The sequence below is a fragment of the Ralstonia sp. RRA genome, assembly GCF_037023145.1.
In the GTDB taxonomy this organism is placed as follows: domain Bacteria; phylum Pseudomonadota; class Gammaproteobacteria; order Burkholderiales; family Burkholderiaceae; genus Ralstonia.
The window spans coordinates 2,265,543-2,279,032 of record NZ_CP146091.1; the positions used below are offsets into that span (position 1 = coordinate 2,265,543).

Here is a 13,490-nt window from a genome sequence, read left to right on the forward strand (position 1 = left end):
GGTTTCTGTTTGGACATCGAGCCGGCGTCAGGCCATGTCTTCCACCTGATGGCCGGCAGGCTTGGCATCAGCACGCGTGAGCCACAGCACGCCCGCAAGGATCAGCACGCCACCCGTTATCTGCATGGGTGCAATCGATTCGCCCAGCAGCAACGCCGCCAGCAGCACCGTCACCACAGGCTCCAGCGTCGACAGCATCGACGCCTGCGCCGCGCCGAGCTTCTGCAGGCCGGTAAAGAACGTCAGGATGGCCACCACCGTCGACAGGCCGGCAATCGCCACGGCCGCCGACCAGCCACCGAACGTGCCGGGCAGGTGTGCAGGCGCGCCGACCAGCGCCATGCCCGTGTACACCACCGCCGCCGCGGTACAGATGACCGTCGTACATGCCAGCGGATCGAGCCCGCGCGTCACACGCGCACCCACCGTGATGTAGATCGAATAGATCACCGCCGAAGTCACGCCCAGCGCAATGCCAAGCAGGCTGCCACCCGACAGGCCCGCGCCGCCCACGGTCAGCCCAGCCCCCACGGAACACAGCACCAGCGCGATGATGGCGGTTGCGGTCAGCCGCTCGCGCAGGAAGATTGCCGCCAGCACCGTCACGAACATCGGATACAGATACAGCAGCAGCGCCACCAGGCTGGCCGGCGCGTAGTTCAGCGCGGAGAAAAACGTGAACGACTGCCCCGCGTAGCCGATACCGCCCATCGCCGCCAGCCCCGCAACGCGCGACCACGGCGGGATACCGATGCGCCGCATCCGCATCACCACCATCAGCGCCGCGGCTGCGATGACGAATCGCACCATCAGCAGGCCCACCACGTTGGCACCGCTGGCATAGGCGTAATGCGTGAAGATGGCCATCGCGCCGAATGACGCGGCGGACACGGCAATCAGCAGCACGCCGAGCAGCTTGTCGGCCGCGCGTGCAGCGAGGGGGGAGTCGGCGTTTTGTCTCATGGTGTGCGGCGTTGGTTGTTGGGGGGGCGCCGTCTGCGGTGTGGGCGGCCATTGTAGCGTCGGCGTCGCACCGGCACGCGGCAGGGCCCGCCGGTACAATGGCGGAATCATGTTCAATCCCTCCCGCGACGAAGTTCGCCAATTCTTTTGCGGCGCCTGGCGCAAGCACCGTCAGGCCGAAATCCTCACGCCGCTCGAAGCCATGGCGGTCGACTGGATGCAACTGCATCCCGAGTACCACGACACCCTGGAAGCCGGCGATGAAGCCCTCATCCGCGACTACACGCCCGAGAGCGGCCAGAGCAATCCGTTCCTGCACCTGTCGATGCATCTGTCGATCAGCGAACAGGTGTCGGTGGACCAGCCGCGCGGCATCCGTGCCGCATACGAGGCACTGGCACAGCGGCTCGACTCGCCGCACGACGCCCAACATCAGGTGATGGAATGCCTCGGCCAGATGCTCTGGACGGCGCAGCGCACCGGCTTGCCGCCCGACGGCGAGGCGTACATCGAGTGCGTGCGCAAGCGCGCCACGGCCCGCTAGGCGCCCGAGTCATCCACCCAATAAAAAACCGCTCCGAGGAGCGGTTTTTCTTTGCCTGCCAAAGCTGGCTTACTTCTTGAGCACCAGCGAGCCGGGCAGCGACTCGATGTAGGCGGCAATGTCCTTCAACTCCGCCTCGGTGAACGGACGCGGCTTGCCATCGGCACCGATGGTGGCCGGGTTGCTGTTGACCTGGCCCGCCATGATGGCGTTGCTGCGGCCCATCAGCGGGTTGTTGCTGGTCTGATAGGCCAGCAGTGCGTGATAGATGTAGTCGCCGTGCTGGCCGGCCAGCTTCGGGTAGTCCGGCGAAATCGGGGCGTTCAGGCCGGCACCGTGGCAGGCCGCGCACGTGCCCTTCTCCACCAGTTGCTTGCCCTTTTCCAGATCGGCTGCTTGTGCCGAAACGGCAGCACCCAGGATCAACGCGCCCAAACCAAGCGAGATCTTCTGCATGTTCTTCCTCGTCACTTCCGGGGGTTGTTGGGCGTAGCGGCCGTCTGCTGCGAGTAATACGCAGCCAGGTTGGCGATGTCCTGGTCCGTCAGCGAGCCGGCAATGGCGCGCATGGTCGGGTGCTTGCGGTCACCCTTCTGGTACGCGTGCAGCGCGCTTTCGATGTACTTGGCGTTCTGGCCGCCCAGGTAGGGCACGCGGTACACCTCGGGGAACGACGTCTTGTAGTCGGGGATGGCATGGCAGCCGATGCACATTGCGACCTTGCTCTGGGCGGCTGCGGCATCGCCCTGGATGTCCGCGGCGGAGGCAGACGCGGCCAGCGCACCGAATGCGCCCAACCCGGCCACCATGGTGAGGATCTTTTTCATCTCGTTCTTAAGCGTGGAGTTCAGAATCCTGCTCGCCCTGCCCGCTTGTCTCAGCCGGCTGTCTCTCTGGGCGCCTTTACCGACTTTAGACAAGAAGCCATCAGACGGTCGTTTGAGGTGCGTCAAACCGGCGCATTGTAGCGCACAGATTTTTTTCCAGTCCAGTTAGGGGTCCCGTGACTTGACAGCGGGGAATGGCACGACCGAACAGCCCTGGCGGCACCGGGCAGCAAACACCCAAAGTCTCTTATACTGGCCGTTTCCGATTTCTTTTACCGCCCAGTAGGCTTGCACGATGAACACCACCACCTCGCCTGCCGCATCCAACCAGCGCGCGCGTTTTGAAGGCTCCGAACAGTACGTCGCCACCGATGACCTCAAGCTTGCCGTCAACGCGTCCATGACGCTGCAGCGCCCGCTGCTGATCAAGGGCGAGCCGGGCACGGGCAAAACCATGCTGGCCGAGGAAGTGGCCGCCGCCCTGGGCATGCCGCTGCTGCAGTGGCACGTGAAGTCGACCACCAAGGCGCAGCAGGGCCTGTACGAATACGACGCCGTCTCGCGCCTGCGCGACTCGCAACTCGGTGATGACAAGGTCCACGACATCCGCAACTACATCGTCAAAGGCGTGCTGTGGCAGGCTTTTGAGGCGGATGAACCCGTCGTGCTGCTGATCGACGAGATCGACAAGGCCGACATCGAATTCCCGAACGATCTGCTGCGCGAGCTGGATCGCATGGAGTTCTACGTGTACGAAACGCGCGAGACCATCCGCGCCAAGCACCGTCCGCTTGTCATCATCACATCGAACAACGAGAAGGAGCTGCCGGACGCCTTCCTGCGCCGCTGCTTCTTCCACTACATCAAATTTCCGGATGCCGAGACGATGCAGGCCATCGTCGACGTGCATTACCCGGGCATCAAGCCCACGCTGGTCAAGGCCGCGCTGGATGCGTTCTACGAGATGCGCAACCTGCCGGGGCTGAAGAAGAAGCCGTCGACCTCCGAGCTGATCGACTGGCTCAAGCTGCTGCTGGCTGAGGACATTCCGCCGGAATCGCTGCGCAGCCAGGACAAGAACGCCGCCATTCCGCCGCTGCATGGCGCGCTGCTCAAGAATGAGCAGGACGTGCACCTGTTCGAGCGCCTGGTCTTCATGAACCGCGCCAACCGCTGAACGGGGTTGCACCATGCCGCGTCTGATCGAACCCGTCACGCTGTCCGGCCAGCACGCCTGGCTGGAGCCGCTTGGCCCTGAGCACGAAGAGGAAGTCCGCGCCGCAGCCGCTGATGGTGAGCTGTGGCGGCTCTGGTACACCTCCGTGCCCTCGCCTGACAAAGTTGGCGACTGGCTGGCCATTGCGCTGGACATGCGCGAGCGGCTCGGCGCCATGCCGTTCGTCGTGCGCGAAATGCATGACGGCAAACCCGGCAAGGTGGTCGGGGCCACACGCCTCTTCAACGTGGACGAGGCCAACCGCCGGCTCGAAATCGGCCACACGTGGTACGCCAAATCGGTCCAGCGCACGGGCATCAACACGGAATGCAAGCTGCTGTTGCTGACGCACGCATTCGAGACACTGCGCTGCATTGCCGTGGAATTCCGCACACACTGGATGAACCACCAAAGCCGCGCCGCCATCGCCCGCTTGGGCGCCAAACAGGACGGCGTGCTGCGCAATCACCAGCGCATGCCTGACGGCAGCTTCCGCGACACAGTGGTCTTCTCGATCATCGAATCGGAATGGCTGACCGTGAAACGCCATCTGCAATACAAGCTGGAGCAGCCGCGATGAACCCGTGGCTGCTGCTGGCTTGCACCATCGTCTCCGAGGTGATCGGCACGTTGTGCCTGAAGCTATCGGACGGGTTTTCCAAGCCGCTGTGGATTGTCGGCACGGCCATCTGCTACGGGCTCGCCTTCTGGGGCCTGGCGATCGTCATGAAACGCATCGATATGAGCATCACGTATGCGGTGTGGTCGGGCGTGGGCACGGTGCTGACGGCCGTCGTCGGCATCCTGCTGTTCAAGGAGGGGGTGTCGATGGCCAAGCTCTCGGGCATCGGCATGGTGGTGGGCGGCGTGGTGCTGCTGAACGTCAGCGGCGCGTCTCACTAACTGACCCACTAAGCCACCGAGCAGGAGACAGACATGCTCATCGATTTCTTCTTCACCCTGCGGCACGCCAAGCTGCCGGTCTCGGTCAAGGAATACCTGACGCTGCTTGAAGGGCTCAAGCAGCAAGTCATTGCGCCCTCGCTCGACGAGTTCTACTTCCTGGCGCGCATGACGCTGGTGAAGGACGAGAAGCACTTCGACAAGTTCGACCAGGCCTTCGGCGCGTACTTCAAGGGCGTGGAAGGCGCGGTCGACTGGCGCGCGGATATTCCGCTCGACTGGCTCATCAAGAAGCTGGAGCGCGAGCTCTCGCCGGAAGAGAAGGCCAAGGTCGAAGCCATGGGCGGCCTCGACAAGCTGATGGAGCGCCTGAAGGAACTGCTTGGCGAACAGCACGAGCGCCACGAAGGCGGCAGCAAGTGGATCGGCACCGGCGGGACGTCACCGTTCGGGCACGGCGGCTACAACCCGGAAGGCATCCGCATCGGCGGGCCATCGAAGGGCAACCGCACGGCAGTCAAGGTGTGGGAAGCGCGTGCGTACAAGGACTACGACGACACGGTCGAACTCGGCACGCGCAACATCAAGGTGGCGCTGCGCCGCCTGCGCAAGTTCGCCCGTGACGGTGCCGACATCGAGCTGGACCTGGACGACACCATCCACTCCACCGCCGCCAACGCGGGCATGCTCGACATCAAGATGCGCCCTGAGCGGCACAACAACGTCAAGGTGCTGATGCTGATGGACGTTGGCGGCTCGATGGACGACCACATCAAGCGCGTGGAAGAACTGTTCTCCGCCGCCAAGACCGAGTTCAAGCACCTGGAGTACTACTACTTCCACAACTGCGTGTATGAGCATCTCTGGAAGAACAACCGCCGCCGCCATGCGGAGCGTTTCTCCACGTGGGACGTCATCCGCAAGTACCCGCCCGACTACAAGCTGATCTTTGTGGGCGACGCGACGATGAGCCCGTACGAGATTCTGCAGGCCGGCGGCTCGGTCGAATACAACAACGCGGAAGCCGGCGCTGTCTGGCTCAAGCGGTTGATCGAGCAATTTCCGAAGTTCGTCTGGCTCAACCCCGAGCCGGAGGGCCTGTGGGAATACCGCCAGTCCATCTCGGTCATCAACCAGATCGTGAAGACGCGGATGTATCCCGTGACCATCGCCGGGCTGGAATCGGCGATGCGGTTGCTGTCCAAGTAGCGCCCTCGCCTTTCTCGTTTCTCCGGGCGTGGATGCAGTGATTACCTGCCGCGTAATCGACACCATCCACGCCGGCACCGAAGATGAAGCCATGCAGCACGGAAGACGAATCACCGTGCGCTGCAGCCTCCCCCACTTCGCACGGAGAAACGCCATGACCGCCACACAACTCGCCGCCAACGAAACCCTCGCAGACACGCTGGTCGACCGCTACATCGCTGCCTGGAATGCGACCGACGCCGCGCAGCGCCGCACCCTTGTCGCACAGACCTGGACCGAAGGCGCCACCTACGTTGATCCGCTGATGCAGGGCACGGGCCATGACGGCATCGACGCGCTCATCGCCGGTGTGCACGCCAAGTTTCCGGGCTTCCGCTTTGCACGTGACGGTGGTGTGGACGTGGTGCAGGACACGATCCGCTTCCGCTGGACGCTTGGCCCGGACGGCCAGGCGCTGGTCAAGGGCACGGATTTCGTGCGCGTTGTTGGCGACCGCATGCACGTGGTGACCGGTTTCATCGACCAGATGCCCGGCATGGGCGACGCAGCCTAAGCACGCACCTTCGCAAAAGCAAACGCCCCGGCATACCGGGGCGTTTTGCATGGGCGGACGATAGTGATGCTCAGATCGTCAGCATGTCTTCCTGACCCGCATTGGCGCTGCGCAGCCCTTCTGCCCAGCCCTTGGTCGGCAGCTTGAGCGAGGCTTGCAATGCAGCAGCCCGCTCCTTCACCGCATCCCAGCTCACCTGCAGCGGCGGCCCGTTGAAGGCCAGCGCAATCACATTGCCGTCGTGCACTTCGGGGAAGACGAGCACGCGGTTGTCGAATGCATCGCAGATGCGCTCGATGTTGCGCGGGAAGCTGGTGTGGTCGCCAAACAGGTTGATGGTCATCACACCGGGCGATCGCAGCACCTGGCGGCAAGCCTTATAGAACGCAGGCGTATCGAGTACCGGCCCGCGGGCCGTGGCGTCGTACAGATCGATCTGCAGCGCGTCGACGGTGCCGTGGTGGCTGGCGTCCATTACCCAGTCGTAGGCGTCCTGCTCCAGCACACTCAGGCGCGCATCGTTGAACGGCATGTTGAACATGCTGTGCGCGGCGACGATCACGGAAGGATTCAATTCCACTGCCGTGACCTGCGCGGGTGCCAGCTGGCGGTGGCAGAACTTGGTCAGCGCGGCGGCACCGAGCCCCAATTGCACGACATGGAAATCCGGTCGCGATGCCGGATCCAGGAAGAGCATCCACGCCATCATCTGCTGGGCATATTCCAGCTCAATGGCATCTGGCTTGGACAGACGCATCGCGCCCTGCACCCACTCGGTGCCGAAGTGCAGGTAGCGCACGCCCGCCAGTTCAGAGAACGTGACCGGGGCAAAGCGCGGGGCCATGCGCTTGGGTTCGTCATCGTGGTTCATGCGGTCTTCGCGCTTGGCGCGAGCAGGACGGCGCGAGGCCACGGCCTCGATGGATTTGCGTTTCAACAGCGTCATAAAGCGGATCAACGGGAAGAAGTCTGGGCTGCCTGCGCGCGCTGCAGCCATTCACGGTTGTGGTCTTTGGCGTAGCGCGTCCAGTGCTTGGCGTCGCGCAGGATCTCGTCAAACAACGTTTGGGCGCGTTGCTTGTCGGCATCGTTGTTCTGGGCGAGCAGCCATTCGCCGAACAGGCAGCGGGCAGCGGCATCGTTGGCGTAGGTCAGGGCCTGCTCGAATGCGTCGCGGGTGTTGGGTGCGTTGATGGCGGCCAGTGCGCGCGCATAGAGCAGCGTCGGGTCGGGTTGCTGGCGTGTCACGCGGTGCGCCTCGAACAGCGTCTCCAGGGTGCCCTTGGCGAGCGCCGCATCGCCAGTGGCGAACTGTGCGCGGGCCAGTCCCAGCAGCACCGCCGAATCACCTGCAAACGGGCCGGTGGCCGCTTGCTCGAAATGTTGGCGCGCCTCTTTGGCGTCGCCCGCCTCCAGCAGCGCTTCGCCCAGGCGCAGGCGGTGCTGCACGGTCGGCGCGCGATCGAAATCGTTGCGTGCCTCACGCACGGCGCGGTTGGGGTCGATCAGTTGGGTGACAGCGCGGCTCGCTACACGGGCGCCGCGCGAGTGGCGCATCCCGGGCAGGTAGATGGCGAAGAAGTACACCACGCTGCCCAGCAGCGGAAACGCAAACAGGATGAACAGCCAGTACATGTTCTGGTTGCTGCGCACCACGTGCACGGCAAAGAACAGCGCGACGATGACGTGAAACCCGATTCCAAGAAACGGCATGTTGAGGCCCGGTAACAGAAATGTGCCGACACCCCCGCGCCGGCCACGGGCGCGATTGTGACAGATGCGCGGGCACGCGGCCGTGACCGCTCCTTAACGTTTGCGAGTCGAGTACGGGCAAAGCCTTATGTAACCGCCCTTGACAGTCAATTAACCCATTGGTTAAATGAAGTCATGCCGACATCTGACGACGCCCTCTCGACCGTATTCGCCGCCCTGGCCGACCCAACCCGCCGCGCGATACTTGCGCGCCTGGCGGAAGGCGAAGCCCCGGTTAGCGAACTCGCCCGCCCGTTCGACATGTCCGCCCCGGCCATTTCCAAGCACCTGCGCGTGCTGGCCGAAGCCGGGCTGATCGAGCGCGAAATCAACGCGCGCTGGCGCATCTGCCATCTGCGCCCCGGCGCCCTGCGCGATGCGCACGGCTGGCTGGAGCGCTATCGCCAGCATTGGGAAGGCAACCTGGACCGCCTGGTTGCGTTTGTCGAGCAAGCCCACGCCGCGTCTGCGCCCCCGGACGCGAACACCCCATCCACCAAGGACTGACAACCGACACCCGGAGACGACCATGGACCGCGCCGCCACTTTCGAACTGGAGATGACCCGCCATATCCGCGCACCGCGCGAGCGGGTCTTCGATGCCTTTACCGATCAGGCTGCGCTCGCGGTCTGGCACTGCCCGCGGGGCATGGGCGTGGTCGAAGCCAGCGCCGATGCACGCGTCGGCGGCCAATACCGCATCGTCATGGGCGCCCGCGATGGCGAGCAGCACGTGGCACATGGCGAATACCAGTTGCTCGACCGCGCCAACTTTCTCGCCTACACCTGGGGCTGGGAATCCGGCGAATTGCCGGCCAGCGCCCGCACGCTCATTGAAGTCACCCTCACCGACCAGGACGGCGGTACGCGTCTGCACATGCGTCATAGCGGCTTCCCCGACGAGCCCACGCGCGATTCGCACAATGGCGGCTGGCAATCCGTCTTCAACCGGCTGAGCGACTACCTGGACCCCGAAGGCAGCGCCGGCACGCTCACCGTCTATGGCAATCCACGCAGCACCTACTGCCGCACGGTGCGCATGGCGCTTGAGGAAAAAGGCCTGCGCTACAAACTCGACCCACTCACCCCGCATACGCCCGAACTGCTTGAGCACAATCCCTTCGGCCGCGTACCGGCATTCAGCGACGGGCCGATCGAGTTCTACGAAACGCGGGCCATTCTCAGCTATGTCAATGAAGCCTTCGACGGCCCGAGCCTGATACCGCAGACCGGCCCCACCGCCCGCGCCCGCAACGAGCAGTGGATCAGCCTGATCAACTGCCATGCGTATGACGCGATGGTGCGCCGGTACGTGCTGCAGTACGTCTTCCCCAAAGGCGCTGACGGCCAGCCGGATCGCAAGGTAATCGACGCCGCCGTGCCTGAAATCGCCGCGCAGCTCGACGCGCTGGAACTGGCCTATGGCGAGCGCGACTACCTCGTCGGCAACACAGTATCGATGGCCGATCTGTTCTTCGCGCCGATCGCCATGTATCTGGAGATGTTTCCCGAAACCAAGGCGCTGCTGGATGCGCGCCCCAACATCCAGCGTGGGCAGGCCGCCATGCGTGCACGGCCCAGCTACGCCGCCACGATGCCGCAGCTCGGCTAACCAACGCCCCATGAAAAACGCCGGCGCCTCTGATCAGGCCGCCGGCGTTGTCTTTGCGGTGAAGTGCTTCGTTCAGGGGCGCCCGAGGTAATCAAACTTGCCAATCTCCACACCGTTGTGGCGCAGCAGCGCGTAGGCCATGGAGATGTGGAAATAGAAATTCGGCAGCATGAAGCCACGCAGGTAATCGATGCCGCTGAACTGCAGCTCGCCCTTCGGAGACTTGAGCGTGACCGTGCGGTCTTCGCTGCCGACAAACGCCGCCGGGTCGACGCTGTTGACATACTCCAGCGTCTTGGCGATGCGCGCCTTCAATTCCGGAATGGTCGCCTCGACATCCGGGTATGACGGCGGCTCGGCACCCGACAGGCGCGCCGCGGCGCCCTTGGCCTGATCGCAGGCAATCTGCACCTGACGCGTGAATGGATGCATGTCCGGCGCCAGGCGCGCGGTCATGAGGTTGGCGGGATCGAATTTCTTCGCCTCTGCATAGGCAGCCGCCTTGTCGAGCAACGCCGAGAGATTGCCCAGCATGCGGTTGGCAGTCGGCACCAGAAATTCGTACATCGACGGGGTGGTCATCAGCAAAACGCTCCTTGGGGTCCATCCATGGTGGCCAGCCGCCCGTGTCCTCCGGACTTGCCAGCCGCTGCGCATGGGTGCGCTGGCGACAGTGTAGGCGGAGCGCTGAATGATTGCTCAACAGTGACACGCGCCCCGCCATGAGGCGCCTGGCACAAGGTGCGTATCAGCGCCAGCGTACCGGTGCGCAGGATGCGGCGTGGCTATTGCCTGGGCAGGCACGGGGCCAACGACAGCCCCGGTCCAACACTTCAAATGACACGACACGTTCCAGCACGAGCGTGCATCCCAAACCAACGCCAACATCGAAACGTCATGGCGCATATTGCTGCACTGACCAGCACACGGAGATGCAATTGAGGCGCTACCTCAACGTCGGCACCATCGTTGTCCGGATGGCTCGGTGGCCTTACTCCGCCCAGTTCACCTTCGGGAACCGACCCGCAAACCCCTCCGGCATCGCCACCACCTTCTTGTCCGCATAGTCGAAGAATACAAAGCCTGACTTGGCCATGGCGATCAGCGTGTCGTCGGCCGGGCGCGTGATGCGGAAGATGATGTCGCCGCCGTACTTGTTGAAGTCCATCACCCCCACCTCGAACAGCAGTTGATCACGCGCATGTGCCTCGTTGCGATACATGGTTGCGAGGTCCGTCACGATGATGCCGCTGCCTTGATGGCTCACATCCTCACGGGCGAATTCATGGAGGAAGCGTGCCCGTGCCTCGGAAATCATCGAGATCATCGAGTCATTGGCAAGATGGTTGGCCGAGTTGATATCGGTCACGCGCACCGTCAGATGCGTGGCATAGCAGAACTGATCAGCCGGTAGGTCGAGTTTGAGACGGGCCATGGTGGGAGTAGCAGGAATGGATTGGACGGCGCACCGGCAAGGCACCCCTCATACGAGAGGCGTCGACTCGGATTCACTCACGCTTCTGAGCGGTGCACCCAGTCAATATCGCGGACGAAAAGCGCATTTTCAGGGGGAACACTCAATCTGCCTTAGGCATCATCCCGCACCGGCAACGCGGTCGAATACTTGATCTGTTCCATTGCGAACGATGCGCTCACATCGGACAACGGCACCGCCTTGATGAGTTGCTTGTAGATGCGGTCGTAGTCTTCGATGCCCGTCACGGCGACGCGCAACATGTAGTCGATGTCCCCGCTCATCCGATAGACCTCGACCACCTCCGGCATCTCACTCACCACCTGTGTGAAACGCTGCGCCCACTTCTCCGTGTGCTGATCGGTACGCACCGCAACGAACACCGTGGTACCGACCCCCAGCTTGCGCGCATCGCACAGCGCCACCTGCGCCCGGATGACGCCCGTCTCCTTGAGACGTTGCACCCGCTTCCAGCACGGCGTCTGCGAGAGATTCACCCGTTGCGCGAGTTCCGCAATGGGCAGGGTCACATCGGCCTGCAACAACCTCAGCAACTCGCGGTCAATGGCGTCCATTTTTTGGCAAGAAAAATATTTCTAGATATTCGCAATTCTAAGAAATATTCATCCCCATGAGTAGGCATTTATCAGGGACTTTGAATTATTTTTCCGGGTCGTTCGCCGTATCATTTCTTCGCCCCTACCGCAGCAAGAGAACGACATGAGCGACAGCAACACGATGCACTACCTCGACTACGCAGCCACCACGCCGGCCGACCCCCGCGTGATCGCCGCGATGACTGCCTGCCTTGGCATCGATGGTGCATTCGGCAACCCGGCATCGAGCTCACACGCGACCGGGCGACGCGCGAAGAACCAGGTCGAGCAAGCACGCGAACAGGTTGCCGCGCTCATTGGCGCAGATGCCGACGAGATCATCTGGACATCCGGCGCCACCGAATCCAACAACCTCGCCCTGAAGGGCTACGCGGACACCGCCACCGGCAAGCGCCACCTGATCACCAGCCGCATCGAACACAAGGCCATTCTGGACACGATGGCGCACCTGTCGACGCGCGGCCCATCGGCAGTCTCGGTGACGTATCTCTCACCGACCGCACAGGGTGAAATTACCGCTGACGCCGTGGCCGCCGCGATGACGCCGGAGACGGGTCTCGTCTCGCTCATGCTGGTGAACAACGAGCTTGGCACGCTGACCGACATCCGTGCGATCGCGCAGATCGTGCACGCTGCGGGCGCGCTGTTCCATGTCGATGCAGCACAGGCACTAGGCAAGACGCCGATTGACGTGCGTGCGCTCGGGATCGACATGCTGTCGATGTCGGCACACAAGTTCTATGGCCCCAAGGGCATCGGCGCGCTGTACGTCCGCCGCGATATTGCAGATCGCATTGCGCCGCAGATGCATGGTGGCGGACACGAGCGCGGCCTGCGCTCAGGCACGCTGGCAACACATCAGATCGTCGGCATGGGGGTCGCGTGCGCACTGGCGGCCGAAGAGATCGAGAGCGAAACCACTCGGATTGCGGCGCTCAGCCAGCGACTGAAGACGTCGGTGCTCGCCCTTGGCGATGTGGTCCACAACGGTGACGTTGCGCTGCGCATCCCTCACACCCTGAGCTTGACGGTCAATACGCCCGGCTTCTTCCCGTTCATGCTGGGCGACGATCTTGCCGTGTCATCCACGTCGGCATGCAACTCGGCTGCTGGCACGCCATCGCACGTGTTGTCGGCAATGGGCCTGGATGCGGACGCAGCGGGTCGCACCGTGCGCATCAGCCTCGGTCGTTTTACGACGGAGCAAGACATCGACTTTGCCATCGCGTGTTTTCAACGCGCCATCACGCAATGCCGGTCCACCGCATCCAATGGCATGGCCGCCTCCCGACAAATCACGCCCGCGGATCTGAAAGCGATTCGCAGCGCAGGTTTCCGCTCCGTGATCTGCAATCGCCCGGATGGCGAGAGCACCGATCAGCCTGCCTTTGAAGAGATTGCGGCAGCCGCCCGCGAATTGAGCCTGGAGGCACGTTACTTACCGGTTGTGCCGAATCACATCGGCACGGCAGAAGTCGACGCGTTTGGCGCGTTGGTTGATGCACTGCCCAAGCCCATTCTCGCCTACTGCAGAAGCGGGAACCGCGCCGCAATCCTCTGGAACAGCCTGGTGGATCAGCGTAAGCGCAGCTCCCGCTAGCGCGCGTCCTGGGCCATGCCCGGCAAGTCCAGGCCGCAGGCCCGTTGTCCGCAAATTCGATCATCCACACGCCACCTGCGGCAGCGTTCTTTCTACGACAGGTTCAAGGCTTTAACTGGTCGTTTGACTGACGGCGGTGCCCGTTGCCACGGTCAACCACAAGCGCATCGGCACCCGCCCTGTCGAGCCGGTGCCGACTGCCCCAGATGGGGCCGCGCCA

At 63.3% G+C, this 13,490-nt stretch carries 17 protein-coding genes; 9 read left to right on the forward strand and 8 right to left on the reverse strand.

Annotated features, from left to right (window positions below; translation table 11 throughout):
- Window positions 1–27 precede the first annotated feature (27 nt).
- Window positions 28–963, reverse strand: a complete 936-nt coding sequence (locus V6657_RS11085; protein ID WP_048931800.1) for a DMT family transporter — start codon at window positions 961–963, stop codon at window positions 28–30.
- A gap of 109 nt (window positions 964–1,072) precedes the next feature.
- Here V6657_RS11085 and V6657_RS11090 point away from each other — a divergent pair, with 109 nt between their 5' ends.
- Window positions 1,073–1,507, forward strand: coding sequence for a DUF1841 family protein (locus tag V6657_RS11090; protein WP_048931747.1), 435 nt, complete (start codon window positions 1,073–1,075; stop codon window positions 1,505–1,507).
- Window positions 1,508–1,576: 69 nt separating this feature from the next.
- Here V6657_RS11090 and V6657_RS11095 read toward each other — a convergent pair whose 3' ends face one another.
- Window positions 1,577–1,963 carry a cytochrome c gene (locus tag V6657_RS11095; protein WP_048931746.1) on the reverse strand — a complete coding sequence of 129 codons (387 nt, stop codon included), beginning with the start codon at window positions 1,961–1,963 and terminating at the stop codon, window positions 1,577–1,579.
- An 11-nt stretch (window positions 1,964–1,974) separates the two neighbouring features.
- A complete protein-coding gene (locus tag V6657_RS11100) occupies window positions 1,975–2,334 on the reverse strand; it encodes a cytochrome c (RefSeq protein WP_048931745.1) in 360 nt (119 codons plus the stop codon).
- A 295-nt stretch (window positions 2,335–2,629) separates the two neighbouring features.
- On the opposite strand from V6657_RS11100, the gene V6657_RS11105 reads away from it, so the two are divergent.
- From V6657_RS11105 to V6657_RS11125, 5 genes are all read left to right on the forward strand, one after another.
- On the forward strand, window positions 2,630–3,511 hold the full coding sequence (locus V6657_RS11105; protein ID WP_048931744.1) for a MoxR family ATPase: 882 nt from the start codon (window positions 2,630–2,632) through the stop codon (window positions 3,509–3,511).
- A gap of 13 nt (window positions 3,512–3,524) precedes the next feature.
- Window positions 3,525–4,130 carry a GNAT family protein gene (locus V6657_RS11110; protein WP_048931743.1) on the forward strand — a complete coding sequence of 202 codons (606 nt, stop codon included), beginning with the start codon at window positions 3,525–3,527 and terminating at the stop codon, window positions 4,128–4,130.
- The gene (locus V6657_RS11115) at window positions 4,127–4,453 is read left to right on the forward strand and encodes a multidrug efflux SMR transporter (protein WP_048931742.1); all 327 of its coding nucleotides are present in this window, start codon (window positions 4,127–4,129) and stop codon (window positions 4,451–4,453) included. Before V6657_RS11110 ends, V6657_RS11115 begins: the two co-directional genes overlap by 4 nt.
- A 33-nt stretch (window positions 4,454–4,486) precedes the next feature.
- Window positions 4,487–5,662, forward strand: a complete 1,176-nt coding sequence (locus V6657_RS11120; RefSeq protein WP_048931741.1) for a VWA domain-containing protein — start codon at window positions 4,487–4,489, stop codon at window positions 5,660–5,662.
- Between the two features lie 154 nt (window positions 5,663–5,816).
- Window positions 5,817–6,215 (forward strand): nuclear transport factor 2 family protein, encoded by a 399-nt coding sequence (locus tag V6657_RS11125; protein WP_048931740.1) that lies wholly within the window; start codon window positions 5,817–5,819, stop codon window positions 6,213–6,215.
- Window positions 6,216–6,285: 70 nt separating this feature from the next.
- Here V6657_RS11125 and V6657_RS11130 read toward each other — a convergent pair whose 3' ends face one another.
- Together V6657_RS11130 and V6657_RS11135 are read right to left on the reverse strand one after the other, a co-directional pair.
- Window positions 6,286–7,161, reverse strand: coding sequence for a spermidine synthase (locus V6657_RS11130; protein ID WP_048931739.1), 876 nt, complete (start codon window positions 7,159–7,161; stop codon window positions 6,286–6,288).
- Between the two features lie 8 nt (window positions 7,162–7,169).
- The gene (locus tag V6657_RS11135) at window positions 7,170–7,928 is read right to left on the reverse strand and encodes a tetratricopeptide repeat protein (protein WP_048931738.1); all 759 of its coding nucleotides are present in this window, start codon (window positions 7,926–7,928) and stop codon (window positions 7,170–7,172) included.
- 174 nt (window positions 7,929–8,102) lie between these two features.
- On the opposite strand from V6657_RS11135, the gene V6657_RS11140 reads away from it, so the two are divergent.
- Entirely contained in the window at window positions 8,103–8,474 is a 372-nt protein-coding gene (locus V6657_RS11140; protein WP_048931737.1) for a metalloregulator ArsR/SmtB family transcription factor, read from the forward strand.
- A 22-nt stretch (window positions 8,475–8,496) separates the two neighbouring features.
- Complete coding sequence (locus V6657_RS11145; RefSeq protein ID WP_048931736.1) at window positions 8,497–9,579, forward strand: SRPBCC domain-containing protein; 1,083 nt, start codon at window positions 8,497–8,499, stop codon at window positions 9,577–9,579.
- Between the two features lie 72 nt (window positions 9,580–9,651).
- On the opposite strand, the gene V6657_RS11150 is transcribed toward V6657_RS11145, so the two are convergent.
- The 3 genes from V6657_RS11150 to V6657_RS11160 form a co-directional block, all read right to left on the reverse strand.
- Window positions 9,652–10,161: a DUF1993 family protein gene (locus V6657_RS11150; RefSeq protein WP_048931735.1), complete on the reverse strand. Its 510-nt coding sequence runs from the start codon at window positions 10,159–10,161 to the stop codon at window positions 9,652–9,654.
- A gap of 409 nt (window positions 10,162–10,570) precedes the next feature.
- Window positions 10,571–11,014 carry a thioesterase family protein gene (locus tag V6657_RS11155; RefSeq protein ID WP_048931734.1) on the reverse strand — a complete coding sequence of 148 codons (444 nt, stop codon included), beginning with the start codon at window positions 11,012–11,014 and terminating at the stop codon, window positions 10,571–10,573.
- A 152-nt stretch (window positions 11,015–11,166) separates the two neighbouring features.
- Window positions 11,167–11,628: an Lrp/AsnC family transcriptional regulator gene (locus tag V6657_RS11160; RefSeq protein WP_048931733.1), complete on the reverse strand. Its 462-nt coding sequence runs from the start codon at window positions 11,626–11,628 to the stop codon at window positions 11,167–11,169.
- Between the two features lie 145 nt (window positions 11,629–11,773).
- Between V6657_RS11160 and V6657_RS11165 the strand changes: the two genes are divergently transcribed.
- Window positions 11,774–13,270 carry an aminotransferase class V-fold PLP-dependent enzyme gene (locus V6657_RS11165; RefSeq protein ID WP_048931732.1) on the forward strand — a complete coding sequence of 499 codons (1,497 nt, stop codon included), beginning with the start codon at window positions 11,774–11,776 and terminating at the stop codon, window positions 13,268–13,270.
- Window positions 13,271–13,490 lie beyond the last annotated feature (220 nt).

Excerpts from the sequence above, each read along its gene's own strand:
- V6657_RS11085 (WP_048931800.1), bottom strand. The coding sequence starts at position 963 with ATGAGACAAAACGCCGACTCCCCCCTCGCTGCACGCGCGGCCGACAAG.
- V6657_RS11090 (WP_048931747.1), top strand. The coding sequence starts at position 1,073 with ATGTTCAATCCCTCCCGCGACGAAGTTCGCCAATTCTTTTGCGGCGCC.
- V6657_RS11095 (WP_048931746.1), bottom strand. The coding sequence starts at position 1,963 with ATGCAGAAGATCTCGCTTGGTTTGGGCGCGTTGATCCTGGGTGCTGCC.
- V6657_RS11100 (WP_048931745.1), bottom strand. The coding sequence starts at position 2,334 with ATGAAAAAGATCCTCACCATGGTGGCCGGGTTGGGCGCATTCGGTGCG.
- V6657_RS11105 (WP_048931744.1), top strand. The coding sequence starts at position 2,630 with ATGAACACCACCACCTCGCCTGCCGCATCCAACCAGCGCGCGCGTTTT.
- V6657_RS11110 (WP_048931743.1), top strand. The coding sequence starts at position 3,525 with ATGCCGCGTCTGATCGAACCCGTCACGCTGTCCGGCCAGCACGCCTGG.
- V6657_RS11115 (WP_048931742.1), top strand. The coding sequence starts at position 4,127 with ATGAACCCGTGGCTGCTGCTGGCTTGCACCATCGTCTCCGAGGTGATC.
- V6657_RS11120 (WP_048931741.1), top strand. The coding sequence starts at position 4,487 with ATGCTCATCGATTTCTTCTTCACCCTGCGGCACGCCAAGCTGCCGGTC.
- V6657_RS11125 (WP_048931740.1), top strand. The coding sequence starts at position 5,817 with ATGACCGCCACACAACTCGCCGCCAACGAAACCCTCGCAGACACGCTG.
- V6657_RS11130 (WP_048931739.1), bottom strand. The coding sequence starts at position 7,161 with ATGACGCTGTTGAAACGCAAATCCATCGAGGCCGTGGCCTCGCGCCGT.
- V6657_RS11135 (WP_048931738.1), bottom strand. The coding sequence starts at position 7,928 with ATGCCGTTTCTTGGAATCGGGTTTCACGTCATCGTCGCGCTGTTCTTT.
- V6657_RS11140 (WP_048931737.1), top strand. The coding sequence starts at position 8,103 with ATGCCGACATCTGACGACGCCCTCTCGACCGTATTCGCCGCCCTGGCC.
- V6657_RS11145 (WP_048931736.1), top strand. The coding sequence starts at position 8,497 with ATGGACCGCGCCGCCACTTTCGAACTGGAGATGACCCGCCATATCCGC.
- V6657_RS11150 (WP_048931735.1), bottom strand. The coding sequence starts at position 10,161 with ATGACCACCCCGTCGATGTACGAATTTCTGGTGCCGACTGCCAACCGC.
- V6657_RS11155 (WP_048931734.1), bottom strand. The coding sequence starts at position 11,014 with ATGGCCCGTCTCAAACTCGACCTACCGGCTGATCAGTTCTGCTATGCC.
- V6657_RS11160 (WP_048931733.1), bottom strand. The coding sequence starts at position 11,628 with ATGGACGCCATTGACCGCGAGTTGCTGAGGTTGTTGCAGGCCGATGTG.
- V6657_RS11165 (WP_048931732.1), top strand. The coding sequence starts at position 11,774 with ATGAGCGACAGCAACACGATGCACTACCTCGACTACGCAGCCACCACG.